General features: G+C 63.1%; 33 protein-coding genes. 21 read left to right on the top strand and 12 right to left on the bottom strand.

The annotated features are described in order from the left end of the window. A partial coding sequence (locus NKH67_RS28245) for a phosphotransferase (RefSeq protein ID WP_353032254.1) occupies positions 1–449 on the top strand: 449 nt, incomplete at its 5' end. A gap of 37 nt (positions 450–486) precedes the next feature. Here NKH67_RS28245 and NKH67_RS28240 read toward each other — a convergent pair. Further along, on the bottom strand, positions 487–954 hold the full coding sequence (locus NKH67_RS28240) for a carboxymuconolactone decarboxylase family protein (RefSeq protein ID WP_352501857.1): 468 nt from the start codon (positions 952–954) through the stop codon (positions 487–489). A gap of 85 nt (positions 955–1,039) precedes the next feature. Here NKH67_RS28240 and NKH67_RS28235 point away from each other — a divergent pair, with 85 nt between their 5' ends. From NKH67_RS28235 to NKH67_RS28220, 4 genes are all read left to right on the top strand, one after another. After that, entirely contained in the window at positions 1,040–1,711 is a 672-nt protein-coding gene (locus NKH67_RS28235; RefSeq protein ID WP_352501858.1) for a TetR/AcrR family transcriptional regulator, read from the top strand. Between the two features lie 4 nt (positions 1,712–1,715). Then, on the top strand, positions 1,716–2,327 hold the full coding sequence (locus NKH67_RS28230; RefSeq protein WP_352472592.1) for a hypothetical protein: 612 nt from the start codon (positions 1,716–1,718) through the stop codon (positions 2,325–2,327). Then, positions 2,324–3,172, top strand: a complete 849-nt coding sequence (locus NKH67_RS28225) for a 23S rRNA (adenine(2030)-N(6))-methyltransferase RlmJ (RefSeq protein WP_352501859.1) — start codon at positions 2,324–2,326, stop codon at positions 3,170–3,172. The genes NKH67_RS28230 and NKH67_RS28225 overlap by 4 nt, the downstream gene beginning before the upstream one ends. 125 nt (positions 3,173–3,297) lie before the next feature. Continuing rightward, positions 3,298–3,750, top strand: a complete 453-nt coding sequence (locus tag NKH67_RS28220) for a hypothetical protein (protein WP_023677684.1) — start codon at positions 3,298–3,300, stop codon at positions 3,748–3,750. A 36-nt stretch (positions 3,751–3,786) separates the two neighbouring features. Here the strand turns inward: NKH67_RS28220 and NKH67_RS28215 are convergent, their stop codons facing one another. Beyond that, positions 3,787–4,146, bottom strand: coding sequence for a VOC family protein (locus NKH67_RS28215; RefSeq protein ID WP_352501860.1), 360 nt, complete (start codon positions 4,144–4,146; stop codon positions 3,787–3,789). A 206-nt stretch (positions 4,147–4,352) separates the two neighbouring features. Here NKH67_RS28215 and NKH67_RS28210 point away from each other — a divergent pair, with 206 nt between their 5' ends. Then, entirely contained in the window at positions 4,353–5,015 is a 663-nt protein-coding gene (locus NKH67_RS28210; protein WP_353032252.1) for a sulfite exporter TauE/SafE family protein, read from the top strand. Positions 5,016–5,053: 38 nt separating this feature from the next. Here the strand turns inward: NKH67_RS28210 and NKH67_RS28205 are convergent, their stop codons facing one another. Then, complete coding sequence (locus tag NKH67_RS28205; RefSeq protein ID WP_352501863.1) at positions 5,054–5,689, bottom strand: TetR/AcrR family transcriptional regulator; 636 nt, start codon at positions 5,687–5,689, stop codon at positions 5,054–5,056. Positions 5,690–5,751: 62 nt separating this feature from the next. Between NKH67_RS28205 and NKH67_RS28200 the strand changes: the two genes are divergently transcribed. From NKH67_RS28200 to NKH67_RS28185, 4 genes are all read left to right on the top strand, one after another. Continuing rightward, the gene (locus tag NKH67_RS28200; RefSeq protein WP_352501864.1) at positions 5,752–6,102 is read left to right on the top strand and encodes a hypothetical protein; all 351 of its coding nucleotides are present in this window, start codon (positions 5,752–5,754) and stop codon (positions 6,100–6,102) included. Next, positions 6,102–6,281, top strand: a complete 180-nt coding sequence (locus NKH67_RS28195; RefSeq protein ID WP_352501865.1) for a DinB family protein — start codon at positions 6,102–6,104, stop codon at positions 6,279–6,281. The genes NKH67_RS28200 and NKH67_RS28195 overlap by 1 nt, the downstream gene beginning before the upstream one ends. A 494-nt stretch (positions 6,282–6,775) precedes the next feature. Then, entirely contained in the window at positions 6,776–7,195 is a 420-nt protein-coding gene (locus tag NKH67_RS28190) for a hypothetical protein (protein ID WP_352493235.1), read from the top strand. Positions 7,196–7,680: 485 nt separating this feature from the next. Beyond that, entirely contained in the window at positions 7,681–8,277 is a 597-nt protein-coding gene (locus NKH67_RS28185; protein WP_352472598.1) for a glutathione S-transferase family protein, read from the top strand. A 77-nt stretch (positions 8,278–8,354) separates the two neighbouring features. Here the strand turns inward: NKH67_RS28185 and NKH67_RS28180 are convergent, their stop codons facing one another. Further along, positions 8,355–9,005, bottom strand: a complete 651-nt coding sequence (locus NKH67_RS28180) for an outer membrane protein (protein WP_292662341.1) — start codon at positions 9,003–9,005, stop codon at positions 8,355–8,357. A gap of 419 nt (positions 9,006–9,424) precedes the next feature. Between NKH67_RS28180 and NKH67_RS28175 the strand changes: the two genes are divergently transcribed. The 7 genes from NKH67_RS28175 (at position 9,425) to NKH67_RS28145 (ending at position 15,011) form a co-directional block, all read left to right on the top strand. Continuing rightward, positions 9,425–10,201 (top strand): SDR family oxidoreductase, encoded by a 777-nt coding sequence (locus NKH67_RS28175; protein WP_353032250.1) that lies wholly within the window; start codon positions 9,425–9,427, stop codon positions 10,199–10,201. Beyond that, on the top strand, positions 10,198–12,276 hold the full coding sequence (uvrC, locus tag NKH67_RS28170; protein WP_352501867.1) for an excinuclease ABC subunit UvrC: 2,079 nt from the start codon (positions 10,198–10,200) through the stop codon (positions 12,274–12,276). The genes NKH67_RS28175 and uvrC overlap by 4 nt, the downstream gene beginning before the upstream one ends. 100 nt (positions 12,277–12,376) lie before the next feature. Then, the gene (gene pgsA, locus NKH67_RS28165; RefSeq protein WP_023719790.1) at positions 12,377–12,973 is read left to right on the top strand and encodes a CDP-diacylglycerol--glycerol-3-phosphate 3-phosphatidyltransferase; all 597 of its coding nucleotides are present in this window, start codon (positions 12,377–12,379) and stop codon (positions 12,971–12,973) included. A gap of 1 nt (position 12,974) precedes the next feature. Further along, entirely contained in the window at positions 12,975–13,232 is a 258-nt protein-coding gene (gene moaD, locus NKH67_RS28160; protein ID WP_023677674.1) for a molybdopterin converting factor subunit 1, read from the top strand. A gap of 3 nt (positions 13,233–13,235) precedes the next feature. After that, on the top strand, positions 13,236–13,715 hold the full coding sequence (locus NKH67_RS28155; RefSeq protein WP_352501868.1) for a molybdenum cofactor biosynthesis protein MoaE: 480 nt from the start codon (positions 13,236–13,238) through the stop codon (positions 13,713–13,715). 65 nt (positions 13,716–13,780) lie between these two features. Beyond that, positions 13,781–14,548, top strand: coding sequence for a YbaY family lipoprotein (locus NKH67_RS28150; protein WP_352501869.1), 768 nt, complete (start codon positions 13,781–13,783; stop codon positions 14,546–14,548). A 193-nt stretch (positions 14,549–14,741) separates the two neighbouring features. Continuing rightward, positions 14,742–15,011: a hypothetical protein gene (locus NKH67_RS28145; RefSeq protein ID WP_352501870.1), complete on the top strand. Its 270-nt coding sequence runs from the start codon at positions 14,742–14,744 to the stop codon at positions 15,009–15,011. 75 nt (positions 15,012–15,086) lie between these two features. On the opposite strand, the gene NKH67_RS28140 is transcribed toward NKH67_RS28145, so the two are convergent. The 5 genes from NKH67_RS28140 to NKH67_RS28120 form a co-directional block, all read right to left on the bottom strand. Beyond that, a complete protein-coding gene (locus tag NKH67_RS28140) occupies positions 15,087–15,695 on the bottom strand; it encodes a class I SAM-dependent methyltransferase (protein WP_352472603.1) in 609 nt (202 codons plus the stop codon). Between the two features lie 257 nt (positions 15,696–15,952). After that, positions 15,953–16,375, bottom strand: a complete 423-nt coding sequence (ndk, locus tag NKH67_RS28135; protein WP_023677669.1) for a nucleoside-diphosphate kinase — start codon at positions 16,373–16,375, stop codon at positions 15,953–15,955. A 244-nt stretch (positions 16,376–16,619) separates the two neighbouring features. Then, on the bottom strand, positions 16,620–16,916 hold the full coding sequence (locus NKH67_RS28130; RefSeq protein WP_352472604.1) for a DUF1905 domain-containing protein: 297 nt from the start codon (positions 16,914–16,916) through the stop codon (positions 16,620–16,622). 157 nt (positions 16,917–17,073) lie between these two features. Then, positions 17,074–17,709, bottom strand: a complete 636-nt coding sequence (bluB, locus tag NKH67_RS28125) for a 5,6-dimethylbenzimidazole synthase (RefSeq protein ID WP_352501871.1) — start codon at positions 17,707–17,709, stop codon at positions 17,074–17,076. 312 nt (positions 17,710–18,021) lie between these two features. After that, positions 18,022–18,732 (bottom strand): glutathione S-transferase family protein, encoded by a 711-nt coding sequence (locus NKH67_RS28120; protein ID WP_352501872.1) that lies wholly within the window; start codon positions 18,730–18,732, stop codon positions 18,022–18,024. A gap of 73 nt (positions 18,733–18,805) precedes the next feature. Here NKH67_RS28120 and NKH67_RS28115 point away from each other — a divergent pair, with 73 nt between their 5' ends. The 3 genes from NKH67_RS28115 (at position 18,806) to NKH67_RS28105 (ending at position 20,551) form a co-directional block, all read left to right on the top strand. Then, complete coding sequence (locus NKH67_RS28115) at positions 18,806–19,318, top strand: DinB family protein (protein ID WP_352472607.1); 513 nt, start codon at positions 18,806–18,808, stop codon at positions 19,316–19,318. 14 nt (positions 19,319–19,332) lie between these two features. Next, complete coding sequence (locus tag NKH67_RS28110; protein WP_352452962.1) at positions 19,333–19,632, top strand: hypothetical protein; 300 nt, start codon at positions 19,333–19,335, stop codon at positions 19,630–19,632. A 130-nt stretch (positions 19,633–19,762) separates the two neighbouring features. Next, positions 19,763–20,551 carry a GGDEF domain-containing protein gene (locus NKH67_RS28105; protein WP_352501873.1) on the top strand — a complete coding sequence of 263 codons (789 nt, stop codon included), beginning with the start codon at positions 19,763–19,765 and terminating at the stop codon, positions 20,549–20,551. Between the two features lie 12 nt (positions 20,552–20,563). Here the strand turns inward: NKH67_RS28105 and NKH67_RS28100 are convergent, their stop codons facing one another. The 3 genes from NKH67_RS28100 to NKH67_RS28090 form a co-directional block, all read right to left on the bottom strand. Beyond that, positions 20,564–20,866, bottom strand: a complete 303-nt coding sequence (locus NKH67_RS28100) for a DUF982 domain-containing protein (protein ID WP_023677662.1) — start codon at positions 20,864–20,866, stop codon at positions 20,564–20,566. A 164-nt stretch (positions 20,867–21,030) separates the two neighbouring features. Then, positions 21,031–23,112 carry an ATP-dependent helicase gene (locus tag NKH67_RS28095; protein ID WP_352501874.1) on the bottom strand — a complete coding sequence of 694 codons (2,082 nt, stop codon included), beginning with the start codon at positions 23,110–23,112 and terminating at the stop codon, positions 21,031–21,033. A gap of 94 nt (positions 23,113–23,206) precedes the next feature. Further along, positions 23,207–23,380 carry a hypothetical protein gene (locus tag NKH67_RS28090; RefSeq protein ID WP_023677660.1) on the bottom strand — a complete coding sequence of 58 codons (174 nt, stop codon included), beginning with the start codon at positions 23,378–23,380 and terminating at the stop codon, positions 23,207–23,209. A gap of 132 nt (positions 23,381–23,512) precedes the next feature. Here NKH67_RS28090 and NKH67_RS28085 point away from each other — a divergent pair, with 132 nt between their 5' ends. Next, entirely contained in the window at positions 23,513–23,692 is a 180-nt protein-coding gene (locus NKH67_RS28085) for a hypothetical protein (RefSeq protein ID WP_023677659.1), read from the top strand. Positions 23,693–23,706: the final 14 nt, after the last annotated feature.

Raw genomic sequence — 23,706 nt, 5'->3', positions numbered from 1 at the left:
GGTTCTACGCCCCCGAGCCCCGCCCGGGGGTGGGGGCGGGGGGGGGCGTCTTCGACAGGGCCGCGGCGGTGGCGGGGGGGGCTACGGCCTTGGCCGCGCGTTGGAATGGCCCGCCGGTCTGGGTCCATGGCGACGTCGCCTCGGGCAATCTGCTCGTCGAAGATGGCAAGCTCTACGCGGTCGTCGATTTCGGTAGTTCGGCTATCGGCGATCCTGCCTGTGATCTGGTGATCGCGTGGACGGAATTTTACGGCGAGAGCCGTCAGGCGTTCCGCGACGCCATTGCCCTTGACGAGCACAGCTGGGCGCGCGCACGGGGCTGGGTGTTGTGGAAGGCGCTGATCGTCGCTTCGGGACATGACGGCAACCAGCGCGAGGCGGAAAAATCGTGGCGGGTCATCGATGAGGTGCTGGCGGATCACACAAAACAGTCGAAGCGGGAAGGCTAATTCAGTCTGAACGCGTCCCGCTCTAATAACGAAAGCATTACTGCCCGCCCATCTCCTTCCTGAACGTATCGAAATCGACCTGCATGCCGTTGAAGATGGTGCTCCAATGGCGGGTCAGCGCTGAAACGGCGACCGCCTCCTGGATCTCCTCGTCGGTGGCGCCGGCGCGCTTGGCGTCCTGCGTGTCCGACCAGATACAGTAGTTGCACGGGATTTGCGCCGCCACCGCCAGCGAGATCGGCGACTTGACCTTCGGCGGCAGCGCCGTCTTGTCGCTGAGCTGGATGGCCTTGACCTCGGCCCATGCACCGGGCAGACCGGCTTTCGGGAACTGCTTTACGAAACCGGGCACCCCGCCCATGGTCGACTGGATGTCCTTGACGGTCGCGTCATACTCATCGGCATAAGAAGGAGCTGCAGCCAGGGTCAGCACACAGGTGGCGGCGAGCAGGCAGGCGCGGCGGATGGAAGAATGCGTTGATGAAAGAGTACGATAGGCAGACATGACATTCTCCTCTGGCGTTTGTTGGCCTTACGGTGTAAGGTAACGTCGAAAATGAACCTTACAGCGTAAGTTGTCAAGCGGCACCATGGACACATCGATCAAAAAAAAGCGACCGCGCGGCCGGCTGTCTCGCGAGATGATCGAGGATGCCGCTTTGAAGGTGATCGAGAGCGAGGGCCTCGCCGGGTTTTCGATGCGCAAGCTGGCGGCAGAACTCGGCTGCGAAGCCATGAGCATCTATCACCACTTTCCTTCGGTGGCGCATCTCTTCGAAGCCTTGGTGGATCGGCTGATCGGCTCCCTCGAAATGCCCGACGCGGACCTCCCTTGGCGACAAAGGTTACGCATTGCCGTGCAGGATTTCCGCCGCGTCGCGCGTGAGCACCCGGCCTTTGCCACGTTCCTTGTAACCTACCGGATGAATTCGCCGACCTGTCTCACTTGGCTGAACGGCATCCTTGGCCTGTTCGAGGCCGGCGGCTTCGGACCGCAACTGGGTGCGCGGCTGTTCCGCACCACCGGCTATTATCTGATGGGTGCCATCCTCGACGAGACTGCCGGCTATGCAAAGGGGCCTTCGGCCGTGACCATCGTCAGCGACGAGCAACTGGCGCAGGATTTTCCAAAAGTAGCTGCGGCCGGGCGTTATTTCGGCACCGCCGAATTCGACCGGACGTTTGATCTCGGCCTTGACATGCTCCTGGACGAAATGGAGCGCGCCCGCGACGGCACCATCGCGCCGAATACCGGGACTTGACCTCATGCGCTCCCTGTTCGCCCTGATACTGCTCATCGGTACCGGCATCGGCGTCGTCTATCCCTGGGCGATGACCAATTTCTCCGGCCGTGAGATCGGCACCTGGCGAGTTTACGACCAGGGCCGGTTCAAGCCGGTGACCGTGCCCCTGAGCGCACGTGACGGGCCGCTACGCCTGCTGGTCGACCTTACGGCAAGAGCCGAGCGCATCGTCTCGCAGCAGCGCACTGTGTTGACCCTCACTGCCGCCACCGGCGGCAGGACGGTGCTCGCCTCGACGCTGCAGTTCAATCACTCCGACAATCCGCGCCAGGTCAGCCCGCAACTGCCGGACAGGATCTTTCGCGACGAGGCTGGCCTGATCCCGACCGTTACCCCTGGTTCCTACATCTTCACCGTCGGTCCGGGCGACGCCGAAGGCATTCCGATGCGGGCCGTCGATCTCGTCCTGCGCTCGGGGGCCGGCGAGGTCGACCGCCGGGCGCGCCCGGTTGGTTTTTCCCTGATGGCGGCGGGCCTGGTCGGGCTGGTGCTGGCATTCCGTTTCGGCGGCCGTCGGCCGGAAAATCCGAACTCGCAGCCGCCACCGCCGCGCTGGGGCAGGGGCTCCAATTGAACTATCGTCATGCCTACCATGCCGGGAACTTCGCCGACGTCGTCAAGCATGTCGTGCTCAGCCGGCTGATCGAATATCTGAAACAGAAGGACAAGGCGTTTCGGGTCATCGACACCCATGCCGGGATCGGCCGTTACGATCTGTCCTCGACCGAAGCGCAAAAGACCGGCGAATGGCAAGGCGGCATCGGCCGGCTCGTCGATGCGGCCCTCGATGCGCCGGCGGCAGCACTGCTGGCGCCGTATCTTGAAGCCGTCCGCTCGCTCAATCCGGACGGCGGCATGAAAAAATACCCGGGTTCGCCGCTGATCGCCCGGCACCTGATGCGCAAGCAGGACCGGCTGTCGGCGGTCGAACTGCACCCTAAGGATGCCGCCAGGCTGAAGGCGCTGTTCGACGGCGACTTCCAGACCCGGGTGATCGAGCTCGACGGCTGGCTGGCCCTCGGCGCGCATCTGCCGCCAAAGGAAAAGCGCGGCCTCGTGCTCATCGATCCGCCTTTCGAGGAAGAGGGCGAGTTCGGTCGCTTGGTCGACGGGCTGCAAAGAGCCCATCGGCGCTGGCCAGGAGGGATTTACGCGCTGTGGTATCCGCTCAAGGACCGCAGGGCGGTCGCCGCCTTCCGCAAGGCGCTGAAGCAGACGGGCATTTCGAAGCTGCTCGACATCGGTTTTGAGATCAGGCCGGACGCCGTCGAGCCGAGCCTCGACGGCTGCGGCATGGTGGTGGTCAATCCGCCCTTCACGCTGGAAGGCGAGTTACGGACGCTGCTGCCGGCGCTGCACCGGCTGCTTGCACTTGAGCAGCCGTCGCATTGGACGCTGGACTGGCTGGCGGGAGAGTAGTTTGAGGGCGCGGCCCTGCAGTTCCGTCAGCGCAACCATCGTCACCACAACCACGGTCGCTACAACCGCTTGACCGCGCGTCAGCGAATCCGCACAGTGCGCGTAGTCGACCTTGAGAGGCTGCCATGACTCGCTTCGCCCAATCCGCCCTTGCCGCACTGCTCGCCTTTTGCACGCCGCTGGCTGCGCCTCTTGGCGTCACCCAGGCAGTCCAGGCGGCCGACCTTGCAATCTATACCGACGAGGATAGCGGCGTCTGCGGCGAGGCCTGGGTGCTGAACAAGATCACCGACCGCTTCTCCTATCAGGTGCATCACGTGCCGCATCTGCCGGATGTGCAGATCGTCGACTTCCAGCGCATCCACCAGCATCGCTATCTGCCGGCCGACGACACCTGGCCGATCGGCCGCCGTTATTGCGGCGCCACCGTCAGCCTCTCCGACGGCGGCGCTCGCACCATCTGGTACCTGATCGAAGAAGGCCAGGGCTTTGCCTCGATCGGCGACAATGTCGAATTCTGCGTCTCGGGCTTCGACCGCTGGATGGTCTACAACGGCCGCTGCCGCGTCCTGCGCTGACCAGCGCTTTCCGATCCCGACGGATTGTTGCGTCACTTAGGTGGTCGAGAAAAGGAACACCTGACGGCCATCAGGATCACGGACGATCACACGTCGGCCCATAGCCGTCGCCTTGACGTCCGCAATGATTCCAAAGCCGTTGGCCTTGGCGGCAGAAGCAGCTTCATCTGCGTTGGCGACTTCGAAGCCGATCATCGTTCCCGCTCCTTCCGGCGTCGTTGCTTCTGCCGGGTAGAGTTCGATCGCAAGCCCTTCACCTTGGAACGCGAAATGTATCGGACCGGAGCCATGCTGCTCTTGCCTGAAGGCAATTCCGAAATTCGCGTAGAAAGCCGCGGCTGATCTGGGATCAGCCGAAAACCATGTGACAAATGCCAAGCTCGGCAAGGAGGACATTCATACCTCTCTGGTGTTGAGGGTCCAAGGTCGGACGAGGTTGCGAAAATCGGAGACTTCCATGCATGTCAACGCCAACCGACCACATCGATCATTTTGCGGGGGAAACAGCACCACATGGATTCGCTTGTTTATACTGTTGCTCTCGGCGCGGTCGTTGCAGGCTTCGTCCAGGGCTTTCCGGGTTCGCTTTCAGCCTGGTTGCCATGTCGATTTGGGTTTGGACCGTGGAGCCCCAGCTTGCTGCCGCCATGGCGGTCTTTGGGGCGCTCACCGGCCAGATCATCGCCGCCGTCACGGTCCGCCGGGGCTTCGATCTCAAGCTTCTGCTGCCATTCCTGATCGGGGGGATCATCGGGATTCCGGTCGGTGTCGCCGTCCTGCCTTTGCTGGATGTGCAGTTGTTCAAGTTGGTCTTCGGCGCGCTGCTGGTCGTTTGGTGTCCCTTGATGCTCTTTGCGCCTCGCCTCCCTCCCATCACGGTCGGGGGTCCTGTTGCAGACGGTGCAATAGGTCTGGTCGGCGGCATCATGGGTGGACTTGGCGGCTTCACCGGCCCGGTTCCAACGCTGTGGTGCGTGCTGCGCCAATGGGAAAAGGACAGGCAGCGTATTGTCATCCAGAATTTCAACCTTGTGACCCTCTCCATGACGATGGCTGCCTATCTTGCGGCCGGAAAGATCAAGCTCGAAATGCTGCCGATGTTTGCCCTCGTCGCACCGGCGATGTTGATACCGACACTCCTTGGCGCGAGACTCTACACCGGCGTTAGCGAGGCGACTTTTCGAACGATCGTCCTCACACTCTTGGCCGCATCAGGTGGGGCATTGTTGGTATCGTCCTTGCCGCGCCTCATAAGCCGGGTTTGAACGACACACAGAAATCGCGACTTCCGCCGTGCCATGCGCTATCGACCGATGCGGCCTGCTCCCGATAGGTAGGCGCAGATCAGTTCGACGAGTTGCTTTTGCAGCTCCGGCGCGGCGAGCATGTTCCGGCGTGCCGCGTTATGGATCACACCTTCGATCGCTGACGACAGCACGCGCGCAACTGCCTCCGTGTCGGCGCCTTTCCTTGGTTTGCGATAAGTGGCGACAGCAGTCGCATAGTGATTGAGGTATTGTGCCTGGAACGAAGCATGGGCGGCCCTGGAGCCGCGATCGCCCGGCGCCTCGTCGAGCAGCACCTGATGTAGTGTCGGGTGAATGCTGTGCGCGGCGATCATGCCGCGCACCAGCTCCTGCGCGAATTTCCTGAGCGGCTTTTGGTCTTCCGCCGAATCGCGAATGACCGACAGCACATGATCGAAGTGACGGCGCCGGACGGCAGCGAGCAGGGAAAGCTTGTCGGGAAAATACTGGTAGAGCGTGCCGATGCTTACACCTGCTGTCTCGGCAACCTTGTTGGTGGTGAAGCCGGCCCACCCCAGCCCGCTCAGAACATGAGCCGCCGCCTCGATGATCGCCTCGACGGTTGCCCTGGAACGCGCCTGGCGCGGCTGTTTGCGCATGCGCGGATGCGGTTTTGCAATGCGAGTAGACACGTTCGCCCATTCTCCTGAAAATATAAACAACATACTCGCATTTCCGAAAAAGGACACCGACCATGAATGCGCTCGCTCTGCTTCGCAGCCTGTTTGCCTATCAGGCCTGGGCCAACGACGAACTGCTGGAAAAGCTCGCGAGTCTCGACCCGCATGTTCACGGCAAGGAACGGCAGGCCGTGATAGGGCTCATCGATCACAGCCATGTGGTGTCGCGGATATTCTCGGCGCACCTGGTTGACGCAACCCATGGCTACTCCGCCGACACCACCGAGGACACGCCGGCGTTCGACGAACTTCGCGCCGCAGTCGCAGCGACCGATCGCTGGTATCTCGATTATCTCGAAACCGTCTCGTCGCGGCAGCTGTCCGAGCCCGTCGCATCGTGTTCACCGACGGGGATAAAGCATTGATGTCGCGACAGGAAATGCTGACCCACGTCGTACTCCACGGCGGCTATCATCGCGGTGAAGCGGGGCGCATCCTGGCGCAGATTTCGGTCATGCCGCCATGGGATACCTTCGCCGTCCATCTCCACAGGGCCGAGCCTTCGCGCCGGCTGCAGATGAGCCGTGAGCCGCTCGGCGCCTGAACGGCCGAGCGCATTCGATCACGCGGTCGGCTCGACCGGATCTATCGAACGATATCCTGTCCTTCAGAAATGCGAGCTGTCTGCTTACTTTCATCGCGTCGTGCAAGATAGTGCAGCGGCGTGCTCGTCGCGTTGCTTCCTACTTACCTGTAGTTTATCGTTTCGAACAAGACGAGGCGGGCGACCGCCTTCGCTCTTGACAATGTTCGCGCTGAGCGTCGGACGTTGAAGCGCAAAGCTGGTCGAAAAGGTCCTGAGCTTGACGAGAAGACCGGTCGAGATAGAGCGAGCAGAATTTCTGTCGCAGAACTTCGCTGCGGGACACAAAGATTCGCAGCCGGTTTTTGCGCGGGTAAAATGGTCGCGCGCTCGCCGTAACCGAAACTTAAGCTGCAAAAATCATTCTAATGCTTCGCTGGCTAGCAAGCCGCGAGTCAGATATGCAATGCGCGCCGGGTCAATAACGGCCGTCGGCACAACGGAAGGGGCATGATATGGCTAAGCAGTCATCCAAAGCGCCGGCATCCAAGGCACCGGCAAAGTCACCGGCAAAGAAAGCACCGGCAAAAGCAGCTGCGGCAAAGGCCGCAACTGCTGTGAAGAAAGCAGCACCCGCGGCCAAAGCGAAGGCCGCTGCGCCTAAGGCAAAAGCAGCGCCGGCCAAAAAGCCGGCCGCCAAGGCCGCGGCAAAACCGGCCGTGAAGAAAGCGGCACCTGCCAAGGCAAAAGCAGCACCGGCCAAGGCCAAGGCTGCACCGGCCAAGAAGCCGGCTGCAAAGGCCGTGGCGAAGCCCGCTGCGAAGAAGGCTGCACCGGCAAAGGCCGCCGCTGCGAAATCTTCTGCAGCAGTGAAGAAAGCAGCGCCCGCGGCCAAGCCGAAGGCAGCGCCCGCAAAGGCGAAGGCCAAGAAGTAGTCGCCGTTCTCCGATCGCCGGGGACAGTACTCAAGACAGCCATGGCGGGATGCCTAATAGGCGCCTCGCTTGCTGGCTGACGGTCGGGCAGGACGAGAAAGAGGCGGGAGGAAGACATCTTTTCGCAGCTCCCAGGACTTCGCCGTGCGGCGAAGTCCGGTGGGATTTTCGTGGCTGCCAAAACCAAACCTTCGGTGCAAGGCCTAGTTGGTAGTTGCTCGGATCTGGATTGTCCGACGCGCTCGCGTCTGCCGACGCACCTCCGATTCATCGCATCCGAACGCGAGACAATGGTTGTACGCTGGCGGCGGGGTTTTCCGCCTCTGGCCGTTGATGAACCCTGCATGATCGGTCAACAGTGCCCATGCACGAGCCCCTGTCGGAATCGATTTTCGGTGAGGGTCATGCGCGAAGTCACAATGCTACCGATCCTTTGCGCGTCCAATGAGGCATATGGAGCTGTAGCCGGCAAACAGGAATCGACAATGCCCAGACTGCTCTACGCGTCTACTTCTCCCTACAGTTCCAAGGTGCGCATGGCAGCACTACATGCCGGCATCGCCGTCGATCTCGTGCCGATAAAGACCGAGGAAAGACCGGCCGCGCTGATCGGCGCCAATCCGCTCGGCAAGATCCCGGTGCTGGTGCTCGACGACGGCCGCTCGGTCCATGACAGCCGCGCCATCACCCAGCATCTCAACCGGATGTCGAAGAACGCATTGTTTCCGCGCAATCCCGACAAGCGCCTCGAGGCGGAGGTGCTGGAGGCATTGGCCGACGGCATCTGCGACTGCGCGCTGTCGATGGTCTACGAGCGGCGCACACGGCCGGAAGAGATGGTCTACCAGCCTTGGCTCGAGCGCCAGTGGACGAAGATTTCGGACGCGCTCGATCTGCTCAACGCGAACCCGCCGAAGCTGCCGAAGAAAATCACCCTCGGCCAGATCGCATTGCGCGCCTGCCTCGGCTATCTCTCGCTGCGCTTCGCTGGAAAATGGGAAAAGGGCCGCGGCCGGCTGACGCGCTGGGCGGCACGCTTCGACGAGAAATTCCCGGAGCTGAAGCCCGCCATCCCGGCTTGAGGGCGGGCGGCCTCAACCGGTGCCACAAAAAAAGCCGGGCGCGAGGCCCGGCTTTTTCGTGTCGTGGCTTGGACGACTTAGAACTTCATACCGACGCCGAAAGTGACGCGATTGTCGGTCGACTTGACCTTGCCGATACCGTCGAAGTCCTTCCTGCCGAAGTCCGTGTAACGATACTCGACACGGCCGAACACATTGTCGGTGATCTTGATGTCGGTACCGACGCCGGCTGTCCAGCCAAACTGCGTGTTGGTATCGCTTACGCCGGCAGCTTCAATCTTCTGGTTCTTCAGCGCGCCACCGGCGGTGCCGTAGAGCAGGATGTCCGGGGTGACAGCGTAGCCGAGGCGGGCACGCAGCGAGCCCTCGAAGCCACCCTTGGCCTCGATGCCGGCATCGTCGCCCTTGACGCCGTTGTAGCCGATATCGGCTTCGGCACCGTAGACGAAGTTCTCCTGCTGCCAATTATAGCCGCCGAAGACGCCGCCGACAAAACCCTTGGTGTCGACGTCGACACCAATGTCTTTGGCTTTGGCGTGGCCGGCGAAGCCGTAGCCGACGCTCACACCGGCATAGGGACCGGCCCAGGATGCGACCGGAAGTTCTGCGATCGGGGCAGGTGCCGGCGGCTCTTCCTGAACCACGTCCGCGGCATAGGCGGTTCCGCCGAGGGCGAACAGCCCAAACGCCACCGCGAGCGGTCGCGCAAATTTAAGATTGGCTTGCATTGTTCTTTACTCCTTAAGCCACAGGACACAGGCTTGTTGTTTATGAGCGCCCTCAACCCGTCCGGGGGATGAAACGGATCCGGCGTTCAACGGTTCCAAATGTCGTGTCGAAATGCGGCTGAAGCGAACCTGAACTTGGGTCATTCCCTGGCACGAATGAGGCAGAACCTTGACGTTGCATCTTCGCAACAGCGAATGTCAGCAGGTTCGCCGTGCTGCACTGCACACGGCTTGGTGTAAGGGCTCCAGAGCCCTATATTGCGGGCGGGCTGGCCCGAATTCCGGTCGAGCCAAAACGCCCACCGGGCACTTTGCCACAATCCTGCCCCAGGTGGAAATGGGATTTAACGCTTGGCGGGCCATAATTTGCCGGCGCGATCCCGGCAGGCCGGAATCGGCATCGGATTAAGGATTGACAGATGAGCAAGGTCGCCGCGACGGCACTGGTGGCGGGCGGTGCGAAACGGATCGGCAGGGCGATCGTCGAAGATCTTGCCGCGCATGGTTTTGCCGTCGCCATTCATTGCAATCGCTCGCTGGCCGAGGCGGAGGAACTGGCGGCCCAGATCACCAGTGGTCATTTTGGTCGACATGGCCGGGCCGCAGTGATTGCTGCCGACCTGACCGACATGGACGCGGTCAGCAACCTGGTCGGCCGCGCTGCGGCGGCGCTCGGGCCGGTGTCGCTGCTGGTCAACAACGCCTCGCTGTTCGAGCACGACAGCGTTGAGGATTTCGAGTGGCCGGCCTGGGATCGCCATTTCGCCATGCACGTCAAGGCGCCGGCGCTGTTGGCACAGACTTTCGCCCGGGCCTTGCCGCAGAACAGTGAGGGGCTGATCGTCAACATGATCGATCAGCGCGTCTGGCGGCCGACGCCGCGTTATTTCTCCTATGCGCTGTCGAAGTCGACCTTGTGGGCGGCGACCGAGATGATGGCGCAGGCGCTGGGTCCCCGCATCCGTGTCAACGCCATTGGTCCTGGCCCGACCTTGAAGAACACGCGCCAGCACGACAGCGATTTCGATGCCCAGATTGCCGGGCTGATCCTGAAACGCGGCCCGGAATTGCCGGAATTCGGTGCCACTATCCGTTATCTCTGGGCGGCACGCTCGGTCACCGGCCAGATGATCGCGCTTGACGGCGGCCAGCATCTTGCATGGCAGACGCCCGATGTGACAGGCATGACGGAATGAGCCCCATGGACCAGAAACAAAAAACGCGCGGTGGCGCCGACGACCTGCCGCCCGAAATCGACCTCGAGGACGAGGCGGCCGAGGAAGTCGTCGAGCCTGCAGCCAGCGGTCCGGACGTTACCTTCACCGCCATCGACTGGACCCCGCATGCCGGCGACGCCGACGGCATGGTCGGCGCCGAGGTGATCCAGACGCTGGTAAAGCGGCTGCCCAATGCGCCCGGCGTCTACCGCATGATGAATGCCGCCGGCGACGTGCTCTATGTCGGCAAGGCACGCAGCCTGAAGAAGCGGGTCACCAGCTACGCGCAAGGCCGGTTCCACACCAGCCGTATCGGCCGCATGGTGCGCGAGACATCGACCATGGAGTTCGTCGTCACCCGCACCGAGATCGAAGCGCTGCTGCTTGAAGCCAACCTCATCAAGCGCTTGCGGCCACGCTTCAACGTGCTGATGCGCGACGACAAGTCGTTCCCCTATATCCTGTTGACCGGCGACCATGTCTCGCCCGGTATTTACAAGCACCGCGGCGCGCGCTCGCGCAAGGGCGACTATTTCGGCCCCTTCGCCTCGGCCGGCGCAGTTGGCCGTACCATCAACTCGCTGCAGCGCGCCTTCCTGCTCAGGAGCTGCACCGACTCCTTCTACGAGAACCGCACCCGGCCTTGCCTTTTGTTCCAGATCAAGCGCTGCGCCGGCCCGTGCACCGGCGAAATCTCGCACGGCGACTATGCAAGGCTTGTCGCCGAGGCGAAGGATTTTCTCTCCGGCCGCAGCCAGAAGGTGAAGACGGAGATCTCCGCCGCCATGCAGCAGGCTTCGGAGAACCTCGATTTCGAACGCGCCGCCATCTATCGCGATCGGCTGGCGGCGCTGTCGCATGTGCAGAGCCATCAAGGCATCAATCCGCAGACCGTCGACGAGGCCGATGTCTTCGCCATCCATCAGGAGGGCGGCCAGGTCTGCATCCAGGTGTTCTTCTTCCGCACCGGCCAGAACTGGGGCAACCGCGCCTATTTTCCCAAGGCCGATCCGGCGCTCGAAGCCGGCGAGGTGCTGGGATCGTTCCTGGCGCAGTTCTACGACGACAAGCCGACGCCACGCACCATCCTGTTGTCGCATGGCGTCGAGGACCAGGAATTGCTGGCGGAGGCCCTCTCCACCCGCGCCGGCCGCAAGGTGTCGATCTCCGTGCCGCAGCGCGGCGAGAAGAAGGACCTGACCGACAACGCGCTGCAGAACGCGCGCGAGGCGCTCGGCCGGCGGCTCGCCGAAACCTCGACCCAGGCGCGGCTGCTCACTGGCTTTGCCGAGACCTTCGGCCTGGAAAAGCCGCCGGTGCGCATCGAGGTCTATGACAACTCGCACATCATGGGCACCAACGCGGTCGGCGCCATGGTCGTCGCCGGGCCGGAAGGTTTTGTGAAGAACCAGTATCGAAAGTTCAACATCCGCTCGACCGAGATCACGCCGGGCGACGATTTCGGCATGATGCGCGAGGTGATGCAGCGGCGCTTCTCGCGGCTGTTGAAGGAACATGGTGACGCCCCGCAAACCGAGGGCGCGGACGAGGCGAGCCCTACCGAACCGGGCGACGATATCGAGGACGCGGGCGCCTTCCCCGCCTGGCCCGACGTCATCCTCATCGACGGCGGCCAGGGCCAGATGACGGCGGTGCGCAAGATTCTCGCCGATCTCGGCATCGAGGACCGCGTCGTGGCCATCGGCATCGCCAAGGGTCAGGACCGCGATGCCGGCCGCGAACGCTTCTTCGTCAAGGGCAAGGCCCCATTCTCGCTGCCCGTTCGCGATCCGGTGCTCTATTTCGTCCAGCGGCTGCGCGACGAGGTCCATCGCTTCGCCATCGGTTCGCACCGCGCCCGCCGCAAGAAGGAGATGGTCAAGAGCCCGCTCGACGAGATCAGCGGCATCGGCCCCGGCCGCAAGCGCGCGCTGCTGATGCATTTCGGTACGGCCAAGGCGGTCGGCCGTGCCGCCGTCGAGGACCTGGTCAAGGTCGACGGCATTTCGGAGCAGGTGGCGAAATTGGTCTACAATCATTTTCACGAGAGCTAAGACCTATTGCCGATATTTCGGCTGGCTAATCGATTCTGGCCTGTTGACCCCCCACATTCGCTTCTGATTTGACTAAGCAGGCAGAAAGAGTTCCCAAAACATGTCCCAGCGCGCGTTCAACCTGCCCAACATGCTCACCTACGCCCGCATCCTGGCGGTGCCGCTGGTGGTGCTGTGCTTCTTCCTGGAAGGCCATCTGAAATCGAGCGACTTCGCGCGCTGGTCGGCGCTCATCATTTTCCTGCTCGCCTCGATCACCGATTACTTCGACGGCTATCTGGCGCGCGCCTGGCAGCAGACCTCCAACATCGGCAAGATGCTCGACCCGATCGCCGACAAGCTGCTGGTCGCCACTTGCCTGCTGCTGCTTGCCGCCGACACCGACCGCCATGCCGGCATCGCCGGCTGGTCGCTATGGGCGGCGATCATCATCCTGTGCCGCGAGATCCTGGTCTCGGGCCTACGCGAATATCTGGCGGCCTTGAAGGTCTCGGTGCCGGTGACGCAGCTCGCCAAATGGAAGACCACCATCCAGATGATCGCCATCGCCTTCCTGCTTGCAGGTCCCGCCGGCGACAAGATCTTCCCGCTGACCACCCAGACCGGGCTGGTGCTGCTGTGGATCGCAGCCCTGGTGACGCTCTACACCGGCTACGACTATTTCCGCGCCGGCCTCAAGCACATCATGGATGAATAAAATGTCGACGAAGCTCATCTATTTCGCCTGGGTGCGCGAGCGGATCGGCAGACCGGAGGAAGAGGTCGAACTGCCGGCCGGCATCGAAACGGTCGCCGACCTGTTGCGCTGGCTGAAATCGCGCGGCGAGGAGTACGAGAACGCGCTGCAATATCCTGACGTGATCCGCGTCGCCATCAACCAGGAACATGTCGAGCACCGCGAGAAGATCGCCGGCGCGCGCGAGATCGCGCTGTTCCCGCCGATGACCGGTGGCTGAACCATGTCCGCGGTGGTGCCGGTCGTGCGCATCCAGGCGGAGGATTTCGACGTCGCCGCCGAGATCGCCAGGCTGACCAGGGGTCGCAACGATATCGGCGCTGTGGTGACCTTCTCCGGCCTTTGCCGCGACGAGCAAGGCAGGCTCTCGGCGCTCGAGCTCGAACATTATCCCGGCATGGCGGAAGCCGAGATATCCCGCATCGCCGGCGAGGCAATCGAGCGCTGGCCGCTGCAGGGGCTCACCGCGATCCATCGCCACGGCAAGATCGCGCCCGGCGAAAACATCGTGCTGGTAGTGGCGGCTTCCGCCCACCGGCAGGCGGCGTTCGAGGCCGCGAATTTCCTGATGGACTATTTGAAATCACGGGCGCCGTTCTGGAAAAAGGAACACCATAGCGACGGTTCCGAGGGCGGCTGGGTCGATGCCAAGGATGCCGACGACAAGGCGGCGAGCCGCTGGAAGCAGCCGCCGTCCGAATAAATCCCGCGACAGCCATTCATTGACCGTAATCCTGCGAGACCCTTTGCCGGAAGGGGAGCAGGATCATGCTGGACAGGATCGCCGAGTTCTTCATCTTCGGACTGGTGCCGCTGGCCGTCGGCATCCTGGCCGTCCCGGATCGTTCTGCGGCTGCCGAAAAGACCCTCAAGGGCGAGGTGATGTATCGCGAGCGCATCGCGCTGCCGCCCAATGCCGTGCTTTCCGTGCAGCTTGCCGACGTGTCGCTGGCCGACGCGCCGGTCGCAATCATCGGTGAGCGCAAGGTGGTGCCGGCCGGCCAGGTGCCGATCAAGTTCGAGATCAGCTTCGATCCGCGGGTGATCCGGCCTGATATGACCTACGCGCTGCAGGCGCGCATCACTGTCGATGACCGGCTGCTATTCGTCACCGATACGCGCCTCCAGGTCGACCCGCTCAGCGACGCGCTACAGACCATCATGCTGAAAATGGCGGCGCCGGGCGACGAGCCGGCGGCAGCCTCCGTGTTCGGCCAAAGTTGGCTGGTCGAATATATCGACGGCATCGGCGTGATTGCCGAGCCACGGGCGACATTCCGCATCAGCGAAGCCGGCAAGGCCGGCGGCAGCGGCCCTTGCAACGTCTATTTCGCCACCGCCAGGATAAACGGCTCGACGATCGCTGTCAGCGACATCGGCTCGACCTTCAAGGCCTGCGCGCCTCAGGTCATGGCCGAGGAAAAGGCGCTGTTCGAGGCGCTGGCCAAAGCAGCATCCTACCACGTCGACGCCGGCAAGCTTGTCATCGCCGACAGAGACGGCCGCGACATCCTGCGCTTCAACGCCGCGAGCTAGCGCTTAGTCCGCGCCGATTGGCCCGCGCGGCAGCCGCATGCCGATCACGTTGTGTTTCAGCGGGAATAGGCCGGGCAGGGGGCGCGTTAGTTCTTCATGAATGGCGGGTAAGGCAAAAGGGACGTTTGTCCCTTCGTTGAAGCCGCCAGAATGGCTGCGGCTCGTTCTGGCCTTAACTCAAAGGAGTCCAGACATGAAAACGCACACGCTTATCCTTGCCGCCACCGGTGCATCGCTCCTTGCCTTTACCGGCCTTGCCAAGGCGGACGACCATCTCGTCAATGCTCTTGACCACGGTCTCAAAGCGGACAGCCAACCGTTCCAGACCAACAAGGCCGGCCATAGCGGCGATCTCGCACCGGGGCAGGGCAGCCCGTTTTCAGGTGAAGAGACCAAGACCCCGTCCACCGACACGGCAGCGGCGAATGAACATGCGAACGTGAAGGAACGCGAGGCGAAATAGACTGGCAGAACCCGCCGCTAGGGGGCGGCGGGCGACATGTATCGGGCGACGATGCCGCATCTCATGCGATATTTCTCAATTCGTCGCGAGTTTGAATACCGCGCCATAGTGATAGGGCGGCACATCAACCAGCTCGGCGAGCTTGAACCCGCTCGCTTCCACCGACGCGGTGGTCTGTTCGGGTGACAGCCTCAGCTCGGTCTTTGGCCCGCGCGGCTCGCCCAGGACCGTGGTCTGCTCGCGCGGATACTGGTGCCAGTTGACGATGGCAAAACGACCGGCAGGGCCAAGCGTCGCGCGCACGGCGCGGGCAAGCCGCGGCCGATCCGGAACGCCGTGGAAAGCGTTGGCGATAAAGACGAAGTCGACGGTTTGAGGCACCAGCCTGGCAAGTTCATAGGCGTCGCCCGCCAAAAACTCGCAATTGCTCGCGCCTCCTTCGGCCAGCCGCCGCCTGGCGACTTCGAGCAGATCGGCATCGATGTCGATAGCGATTACATGACGGGCGACCCTGGCGATTGGCAGCGAGAACCAGCCGTCGCCGCAGCAGAGATCGACCACGTCCGTGCCGGGCTTCATGCCGACTGCCGCCAGGACACTGGCAGGCTCGGGCCACAGCGCTTCCCACCAGCCGCCGGTTGGCATTTCGGTGCCTTGGAAGAAACCGGGAATGGTGCTGGTCATGGCCTGGTCGGCTCCATTGTCGGGACCGCGTTTGATCCGCCCCTCCGAGCTTAACGCACCCGTGACCCGTCGAGGAGCCTGAAGCTGAAAATGTCCGCCACTGCATGTCGCGCAAAACTGTGCAGCGGTTTTGCGATAACGACATGCATCAAGACAAGAACCTGAAGCCCGTCGCATGAGACCGGTCGAACGCGACGCGCTTTAGCAAAAAAGGCCGGCGTTGCACCGGCCTCTTTGATGGGGTTCGGGATGCCGGCTCAGCCGACGATCTCGGTGTCCGAGAACCAGTATTTGATCTCCTGCGCGGCGGTTTCCGGCGCATCGGAACCGTGCACGGAATTCTCGCCGATCGACAGCGCGTGCAGCTTGCGGATGGTGCCTTCGGCTGCGCTTGCCGGATTGGTTGCGCCCATCACTTCGCGGTTCTTGGCAATGGCGTTCTCGCCTTCCAGTACCTGCACGACTGTCGGGCCCGACGACATGGACTCGACCAGCTCGCCGAAGAACGGACGCTCCTTGTGGACGGCATAGAAACCTTCCGCCTCGCGGCGGCTCATCCACACCCGGCGCGAAGCGACGACGCGCAGGCCGGCATCTTCCAGTATCTTGGTGATAGCGCCGGTGAGATTGCGACGGGTCGCATCGGGCTTGATCATGGAAAAGGTGCGTTCGAGCGCCATGGGATCGTCCTTGTGATGGAGAGTGCAATTGAGGGTGGCGGGCTCTATACAAGCCGCCCGCTGCCTTGCCAAGGGGAGGCCGGCCCGGCACGCATTTCTGCGCTGGGGCGGCGGACTTTCAAGTCGAACCATGCCGCCGCTCCATCTTTTTGCTGAGCATCGGATTTTCCAGAAACCGTACTCACTTTGGGTCCGATCGACTGGCCGCCCTATAGCGCGTCGTCGCCAGCCTGAGACTACGTCGTCATAACTGCATCTCGATCGTCAGGTTGGCCGTGTCGCCAGCCCCGAGGCCTTCGCGAACCCGCACCGCGGTCTTGATCGGCAAGAGCAGGCTGCCGGATTTCTTGTCGGGAAACAGCGATGTCCGCCATCTGGTCTGGCCGATGACGGCTTCCACGCCAAGCGAGCCCCAGGGCCTTGCCATCCCCACCGTCGCCGTCTTGATCCGGGCCCCACACTCCGGCGGCAGCGTCACGAAATGCCAGCCGCCCTTGCCCGGATAGACCCAGATCTCGGCCTGCATGTCGTAGCGAAACATTCTATGCCCTTCCTCAGGTCAAGCCCGTCACGACTGGCTTTGCCATGGTGTCTTGCTGGCAATGATGACGATCGGCGAAACCATCCATGACATCCACAGCCCTGCAGGGGGAGGAGTCATTCTTCAGCGCAAAGAGGATGGCAGCGCCGCCATTGCACTACCGCCTTATCACGATCGAAGCGCGCCGGACCTCCCAGCCTTCCCGTTCCAGTTCCGGCACGCTGTGGTTCTCGCTGGGGTAGCCGATGCAGAAGTAACCGATCAGTGTCCACTCAGGCGGCACGTCCAGGATCGTCGCCATCTCGGCCGGATCGAGGATCGAGACCCAGCCCATGCCTATTCCTTCGGCTCGCGCCGCCAGCCACATCGTGTGGACCGCCATGACAGCTGAATAGTCTATGGTGGCTGGCATAGTCAGGCGGCCAAGCCCATGCCCTTGCTCGGTTGCGCGGTCGGCGAAAACCGCAAGCTGGCAGGGCGCCTCATTCAGGCCGGCAAGCTTCAGGCGCGAATACAGGGCGGCGCGTTCACCGCAAAAGGTTTGGAGTGCCTCCGCGTTGCAGCGCTCGAAGCAGGCCCTGACGGCGGCGCGGCATGCTTCGCTCTCGGCGACGACGAAGCGCCAGGGCTGGCTCAGCCCGACGGACGGCGCGGCGCTGGCAAGCTCGAGCAGCCGCTCCAGCGCTCCATCGGGGAGCGGCGTCGGCTTGAACCGCCTGACGTCGCGCCGCCACAGGAAAAGGTTGGCGAGCGCAGCGCGAAAATCGGCCGGGAACTCTGGGTTTGCCGTCATGGCGCGTTGCCTTGTTGTGATTGCCCGGTTCGCCGGATGTTCGTCTTGTTTGCTTCGATCCAGGCGCTGATGAGGCGCTTCGAGCGACACTTCGTCTACCCGCATTGTCGCATTTCGCCGGCTGGCAACTTGCAGCTAAGGCCGGACGACATCCCTGCCGGCAACGCCGTTGGACCTCGATCGGCAAAACAAAACCCGCCTCGGCAGGCCGGGCGGGCGTCGGTGCGAATCATCACCATATCGAGATTAGTAGCATAGCTGCCGGCACAAAGCAAGAACAAAATGTGGCGCCTCCGATAAAAACTGCCGATTTCAACTCTCGAGCGGGGCGATCGCTGCGGCCGCAACCGTGCGGCCGAGGCCGCCATGCAGATCGAGGCATCGTTCGAACCATTGCGCCATGACATCGCTGTCGTCGAGCAGCCGGTAGGGCGTGGCGATGCGCGCCCATTGCAGCGCGCCGAAAACGATGTAGTCGGCAAATAGCGGCGACCGGCCGCCGATGAAGGGCTGATAGCCAAGCATCGAGCGCAGCGGCTCCAGCGAGGCGCGGAAGCCGGCGAGCCCGGCGTCGCGGGTGGCGTAAACCGCCTCCAGGGGCTTGCCGAAGCGCTGCTCGCGGTTCTGCCGGAAATAGGCGGCGTTCGCCTCGTCCTGCATGGCGTGCAGGTCCAGTATCGCAGCGGTGGTGACGTAGGGATGGATGGTCAGCTGCGACCAGCGTTCGATGAAGCGCGCCGTCGCCTTGCCGCCGTCGCCGGAAAACAATGTCGGCCGCTCGGGATAGGTCTCCTCGAGATAGAGCGCGATGGCGAAGGAATCGGCGACCACCGTCTCGCCGTCGCGGATCACCGGAACGAGCTTCGAGACGCCGCCTTCCACCTTCGGCACTTCAAGGAAACGGGTCGGCACGCTGGTGATGTCGAGCCCTTTGTGGGCCAGCGCCATCGCCGCCTTCCAGCAATGTGGGCTGAATGGGCGGGCGGCATCGCGTCCGACAAGGTCATAGAGCAGAATGGTCATTGGCGGCAGCGTCCTTGCAGTCTAACTATGCCCGAAACAGACCCGCGCAGGGGGTCTCGCAGGTCGGGAGAAAATGAAACAGCATTTCAGGATGTTTGCGGCCTACAATCAATGGGCCAACGGCCGCATCTACGATGCCGCCGCCGATCTCGACGAGGAAGAGTTCGACCGCAATGTCGGCGTCTTCTTCGGTTCTATGATGGGAACGCTCAACCACCTCCTGGCAGCCGACCGTATCTGGATGAAACGCTTCACCGGCGAGGGCGACGCGCCGGCAAGGCTCGACACGGTCCTGCACCGCGCCTTGCCAGGCTTGCGGCTGGCGCGCGAGGCCGAGGACAAACGGATCATCGACTGGGTCGACGGCCTGAGCGACAAGGCGCTGTCGGGCCGCTTCTCCTACATGACCGTCTCGGATATGCGCACCGTCTCGCAGCGGCTGGCGCCGGCGCTCGACCACTTCTTCAACCACCAGACCCACCACCGCGGCCAGGCGCATGCGATCCTGACCATTCTGGGCAAGCCAAGCCTCGGACTGGACCTGACGATGTTCCAGCGCAGCGAGGAGGGCAGGGCTTTCGCCTGAACCTGGGGCGGCTGGTGAAGCGGACGGTGGATAGAGGGCGATCTGCCGAGATTGCAAAACGCGCCAAAACATTTTATGGAGCGGATGGTCGTGAGGGCGGCCGCTTCAGCAGCATTCAGCAGCAACAGCGAGAATTGGCACGCATGCCCAATGAACCCTTGCGCCTCGTGGCGTTCTTCGCCGTGGTCCTGGCGCTTCTCAACTCCGGTTATTATTTCCACCAGGGCGACATTGTCGCGACCATCTATTTCATGATCGGCGCCATTCTTGTGACCGCGGTAACGCGGATGAGCATCAGACGGCAGCTGATTTAGGACCGATCTTCTTATCTGGCCGCCATCTCGACGGCTGGTTCGCTTCGACTGCGATCGAATTGAAAGCAAAGTCTTAGGACTTCGTTTGCGCTGTTGCTTCAAGGTAGCCTGCTGAAGCAGGAGCAAAAGCATGCAGATCGATTTGTCCCCAACGAGCTGGGGCAGGGTCGTGGCCGTTACCGTCGCGGGCACGGCGGTCTGCATTGCAGCCGCATTCCTCGTCGATTCCTTTAATTTCCCATATTTGTCGCCGGAAGCGCTGTGGCGGGCGCAGCTCACAGACCTGCTGCTGCCGCTTGTCCTGGCCAGCTCGTTCTTCTTCTTCCTCATGTGGAAAATGCGCCAGCTGGCGATCGCGCAGAAGGTACTGGCCGTCGTCGCGGCGACCGACAGCCTGACGGCGGTATTCAACCGGGGTGCATTTTCCATGCTCGTCGAGGCCTATCTCGAACAGGCCCGCAGCCATTCCGTCGTCAATGCCGGAGCCTTGCTGATCGTCGATGCCGATCATTTCAAATCCGTCAACGACCGCCTCGGCCACGACTGCGGAGACCAGGCGCTCAAGCTGATCGCCAAGACAATCCAGGGCCAGCTACGCGGCGCCGACATCGTCGGCCGGATCGGCGGCGAGGAATTTGCGGTCTTCCTTCCCGGCGCAGATCCTTCGCAGTCCTGGCTGGTGGCGGAGACAATTCGCCGGCGCGTCCGTGAGGCGGAGTTCTCGCCTGGCGGCCGGCCCTGTCCTCTCTCGGTCAGCATCGGCGGCGTCGCCTTCAGCGGGCCGACCACCTACGCCGAGATGTTCGTGGTGGCGGACAAGCACCTTTACAGGGCCAAATCGAACGGCCGCGATCAGGTCAGTTTCGAAACCGCGGCAGCGGGCGACCCGCCGGGCGGCGGCCCGATGACGGTCCATTGATGGTCGTTTCTGTCAGGCGGCGTAGCCGCCGAGGCCCCGGGCGACCGGCTTGACCGAGACCGCCGGCTGGGCGGCCGGCCAGAGGATGCCTGCCGTTACGGCAAAGGTGATCAGGGCGTCGCGTGCCGCTTCGGCCGAGATATCGCCGGCACGTGCCGCCTCGCAGGCCTTCACCGCGGCGCCATAGCTCAGCCGGCGGCGCGAAGGCGGGAACTCGGTCAGGAATTCGTGCATCTCGGAGAACGAAGCGATCGTACGCTTGTAGCCGGCGCCAACGGTTAGGGCGACCGGGGTGGAAAACGTCCTGTCGTGCATTCTGGCCTCTCGAATGGGCGGAGGTCACGGCGGACGCCGTTCTCCGGTCTGGGGGTCGGGCAGAAACGCGGATCACGGCGCGAGGTTCCATGTTGCCGGGATTGTTTTTTCGCCGGCTCCGGGAGCGGTCGCCGGGCGAGCAGCGCCGACGTCGAGGCAGGTGCCTATTTCCACATGCCGCGCATGCGGGCGCCGAGGTCGACACGTACCTGCGGCTGGCGGCGCGGATCGTCTCTGGCCTGGACGCTGGCCCAAGCCAGCTGTTCGAAGGCGCCTAGGATCGAGCGCGGGATGAAGCGCGTGCGCGAGGCATAGACATGGCGGTCGCCGCGCGCCGCCTGGCCGTGGACGAAAAAGCGATGCGGCATGACCATGTGCAGGCTGTCCTTGGCCCGCGTCATCGCCACGTAGAGCAGCCGCCGCTCCTCGTCGACGTCCTCCTTGCTGCCGACGCCGAGATCGATCGGGATGCAGCCGTCGACGGTGTTGAGCACGAAGACGTTCTTCCACTCCTGGCCCTTGGCCGAATGGATCGTCGACAGGATCAGATAATCCTCGTCGCGGTGCGGCGGGCCAGCCTCGTCGCTGGTCGCGTCCGGCGGATCGAGTGTCAGCTCGGTGAGGAAGCGCTCGCGCGACGCATAGCCGGAAGCGATCTGCTCGAGCTGCAGGAGATCGGCCCGGCGCGTCGTTGCATCCTCGTGGATACGTTCCAGATGCGGCTCGTACCAGAGCCTGACCTGTTCGATGTCGGCCGGCCATTTTTGCGCGCCGGCGCGCAGGCCGCTATAGAGCGCGACAAAACCCGGCCAGTCGTCGGCGGCACGCTGCGGCGGCCGATAGCGGGCAAGCCCCATCGTCTCGTCGAGCGAATTTGCCATGGTCTCGACGATCGCATTGGCGGCCGAAGGGCCGATGCCCGGCAGAAGTTGCAGCACGCGAAAGCCGGCGACGCGGTCGCGCGGGTTTTCGGCAAAGCGCAGCACGGCCAGCAAGTCCTTGACGTGAGCTGCATCGAGAAATTTCAGCCCGCCGAACTTGACGAAGGGGATGTTGCGGCGCGTCAGCTCGATCTCCAGCGGGCCGCTATGGTGCGAGGCGCGAAACAGCACCGCCTGTGATTTGAGAACAGTGCCGGCCTCGCGTTCGGTCAGTATCGCCTGGCAGACATAGCTCGCCTGCTCGGTCTCGTCGCGCACGCTGACCAGCTTCGGCTTTTCCGCCGATTTGCGCTCGGTCCAGAGATTTTTGGTGAAACGCTCCGACGCTTCGCCGATCACCGCATTGGCCGCCGCCAGGATCGTCTCGGTCGAACGGTAGTTGCGCTCCAGCATGACGACCTCGGCCGGCTGCGCGAACTGCTTCGGAAAATCCAGGATATTGCGCACTTCCGCGGCGCGGAACGAATAGATCGACTGCGCGTCGTCGCCGACCACCGTCAGCCCCGATCCGTCGGGCTTGAGGGCCGTCAGGATCGAGGCCTGCAGCCGGTTGGTGTCCTGGTATTCATCAACCAGCACATGGTCGAAACGTGCACCCAGATGCGCGGCGATTTCCGGCTCGCCGGCCATCTGCGCCCAGTAGAGCAGCAGGTCATCGTAATCGAGCACGTTCTGCGCCTGCTTGGCCTCGACATATCGGGCGAACAATTGCTTCAGCTGTTCGGCCCAGCCGGCGCACCACGGGAACACCGAACCCAGCACCTCGCCGAGCGGCGCCTGTGCGTTGACGGCGCGCGAATAGATCGCCAGGCAGGTGCCCTTGGTCGGGAAGCGGGCTTCGGTCTTCGAAAACCCAAGCTCGTGGCGGGCGAGGTTCATCAGGTCGGCGGAATCCTCGCGATCGTGGATGGTGAAGGCCGGATCGAGACCGATCTCCAGCGCATAATCGCGCAGCAGCCTGGCGCCGATGCCGTGGAACGTGCCGGCCCAGCTCAGCGCATCGGTGATCACCGAGGCATCGCGCCCCAGCACCTCGCCGGCGATGCGCTCGACCCGCTTGGCCATTTCCGCCGCGGCACGGCGCGAAAATGTCATCAAAAGGATGCGGCGCGGGTCGGCACCCCTGACGATCAGATGCGCGACCCGGTGCGCCAGCGTGTTGGTCTTGCCGGAGCCGGCGCCGGCAATCACCAGCAACGGCCCGGCGATCTTGCCGTCGCCATGTTCGACGGCAAGCCGCTGCTCGGCGTTGAGCTTCGCCAGATAGGCCGGCTGGAAGGACGAATCACGGGCGGCGAGGTTCATCGCCCATCAAGCATCGTTTCTGCTTTGTTCGCAACGGTTTGCGGAGCCGGAATAGGGCTCGTGAACGAAGAAGCCTTGCGGGCAGGCCTGTCGACTAACGCTCGGGCTCGACGCCCATCCTTGCCGATTGCCGCCGCAGCGCCTCGCGATCGTCCTGTGGCGGCGGCAGCAGCAGCGGATCAAAATCGTCGGGCACCTCGTCGATCACTTTCTTGGCGACGCGATAGGCGACATAGACGATTGCCCCGGCGATGAGCAGACGGATCATGCCTTCCTCCATTGATTGTGCAGCAACCGGAGACGCGGCATTTTGTTCCCGGGCCCCCTGGCGAATGCAGGAACGACACCGTCCGCGCAACCAAATCGCCGACGCCTCGTTGTCGGGCGAGAGGAGACTGCGATGAAAAAGCGCTCAATCCTGCTGCTTATGGCAGCTCTGACTGTTGCGGGTTGCGACAACAACATCCAGCCGACCAAGGCCCCTGGCGACACGGTCGATCAGAACCCGCAGGTCGACAAGAATCCGGTGCCGAAGTCGACGACCGGCGGCGATCAGCCCGGCACGCCGCCGAAACAATGACCGCCTCAAATGGC

The organism is Mesorhizobium sp. M0968 (assembly GCF_040319065.1).
GTDB lineage: Bacteria > Pseudomonadota > Alphaproteobacteria > Rhizobiales > Rhizobiaceae > Mesorhizobium.
Note: the sequence above shows the minus strand (reverse complement) of the source record. Positions and strands in the feature narration are given on the sequence as shown.

What these genes read in the sequence shown, in the direction of transcription:
- NKH67_RS28175 (WP_353032250.1), top strand. Translation starts at nt 9,425, where the DNA reads ATGAGCAAGGTCGCCGCGACGGCACTGGTGGCGGGCGGTGCGAAACGG.
- NKH67_RS28220 (WP_023677684.1), top strand. Translation starts at nt 3,298, where the DNA reads ATGACTCGCTTCGCCCAATCCGCCCTTGCCGCACTGCTCGCCTTTTGC.
- NKH67_RS28235 (WP_352501858.1), top strand. Translation starts at nt 1,040, where the DNA reads ATGGACACATCGATCAAAAAAAAGCGACCGCGCGGCCGGCTGTCTCGC.
- NKH67_RS28200 (WP_352501864.1), top strand. Translation starts at nt 5,752, where the DNA reads ATGAATGCGCTCGCTCTGCTTCGCAGCCTGTTTGCCTATCAGGCCTGG.
- NKH67_RS28155 (WP_352501868.1), top strand. Translation starts at nt 13,236, where the DNA reads ATGTCCGCGGTGGTGCCGGTCGTGCGCATCCAGGCGGAGGATTTCGAC.
- NKH67_RS28180 (WP_292662341.1), bottom strand. Translation starts at nt 9,005, where the DNA reads ATGCAAGCCAATCTTAAATTTGCGCGACCGCTCGCGGTGGCGTTTGGG.
- NKH67_RS28090 (WP_023677660.1), bottom strand. Translation starts at nt 23,380, where the DNA reads ATGATCCGTCTGCTCATCGCCGGGGCAATCGTCTATGTCGCCTATCGC.
- NKH67_RS28185 (WP_352472598.1), top strand. Translation starts at nt 7,681, where the DNA reads ATGCCCAGACTGCTCTACGCGTCTACTTCTCCCTACAGTTCCAAGGTG.
- NKH67_RS28195 (WP_352501865.1), top strand. Translation starts at nt 6,102, where the DNA reads ATGTCGCGACAGGAAATGCTGACCCACGTCGTACTCCACGGCGGCTAT.
- NKH67_RS28095 (WP_352501874.1), bottom strand. Translation starts at nt 23,112, where the DNA reads ATGAACCTCGCCGCCCGTGATTCGTCCTTCCAGCCGGCCTATCTGGCG.
- NKH67_RS28140 (WP_352472603.1), bottom strand. Translation starts at nt 15,695, where the DNA reads ATGACCAGCACCATTCCCGGTTTCTTCCAAGGCACCGAAATGCCAACC.
- bluB (WP_352501871.1), bottom strand. Translation starts at nt 17,709, where the DNA reads ATGACGGCAAACCCAGAGTTCCCGGCCGATTTTCGCGCTGCGCTCGCC.
- NKH67_RS28130 (WP_352472604.1), bottom strand. Translation starts at nt 16,916, where the DNA reads ATGTTTCGCTACGACATGCAGGCCGAGATCTGGGTCTATCCGGGCAAG.
- uvrC (WP_352501867.1), top strand. Translation starts at nt 10,198, where the DNA reads ATGAGCCCCATGGACCAGAAACAAAAAACGCGCGGTGGCGCCGACGAC.
- NKH67_RS28210 (WP_353032252.1), top strand. Translation starts at nt 4,353, where the DNA reads ATGTCGATTTGGGTTTGGACCGTGGAGCCCCAGCTTGCTGCCGCCATG.
- NKH67_RS28240 (WP_352501857.1), bottom strand. Translation starts at nt 954, where the DNA reads ATGTCTGCCTATCGTACTCTTTCATCAACGCATTCTTCCATCCGCCGC.
- NKH67_RS28085 (WP_023677659.1), top strand. Translation starts at nt 23,513, where the DNA reads ATGAAAAAGCGCTCAATCCTGCTGCTTATGGCAGCTCTGACTGTTGCG.
- NKH67_RS28150 (WP_352501869.1), top strand. Translation starts at nt 13,781, where the DNA reads ATGCTGGACAGGATCGCCGAGTTCTTCATCTTCGGACTGGTGCCGCTG.
- pgsA (WP_023719790.1), top strand. Translation starts at nt 12,377, where the DNA reads ATGTCCCAGCGCGCGTTCAACCTGCCCAACATGCTCACCTACGCCCGC.
- NKH67_RS28215 (WP_352501860.1), bottom strand. Translation starts at nt 4,146, where the DNA reads ATGTCCTCCTTGCCGAGCTTGGCATTTGTCACATGGTTTTCGGCTGAT.
- NKH67_RS28145 (WP_352501870.1), top strand. Translation starts at nt 14,742, where the DNA reads ATGAAAACGCACACGCTTATCCTTGCCGCCACCGGTGCATCGCTCCTT.
- NKH67_RS28230 (WP_352472592.1), top strand. Translation starts at nt 1,716, where the DNA reads ATGCGCTCCCTGTTCGCCCTGATACTGCTCATCGGTACCGGCATCGGC.
- NKH67_RS28190 (WP_352493235.1), top strand. Translation starts at nt 6,776, where the DNA reads ATGGCTAAGCAGTCATCCAAAGCGCCGGCATCCAAGGCACCGGCAAAG.
- ndk (WP_023677669.1), bottom strand. Translation starts at nt 16,375, where the DNA reads ATGGCGCTCGAACGCACCTTTTCCATGATCAAGCCCGATGCGACCCGT.
- moaD (WP_023677674.1), top strand. Translation starts at nt 12,975, where the DNA reads ATGTCGACGAAGCTCATCTATTTCGCCTGGGTGCGCGAGCGGATCGGC.
- NKH67_RS28100 (WP_023677662.1), bottom strand. Translation starts at nt 20,866, where the DNA reads ATGCACGACAGGACGTTTTCCACCCCGGTCGCCCTAACCGTTGGCGCC.
- NKH67_RS28115 (WP_352472607.1), top strand. Translation starts at nt 18,806, where the DNA reads ATGAAACAGCATTTCAGGATGTTTGCGGCCTACAATCAATGGGCCAAC.
- NKH67_RS28105 (WP_352501873.1), top strand. Translation starts at nt 19,763, where the DNA reads ATGCAGATCGATTTGTCCCCAACGAGCTGGGGCAGGGTCGTGGCCGTT.
- NKH67_RS28120 (WP_352501872.1), bottom strand. Translation starts at nt 18,732, where the DNA reads ATGACCATTCTGCTCTATGACCTTGTCGGACGCGATGCCGCCCGCCCA.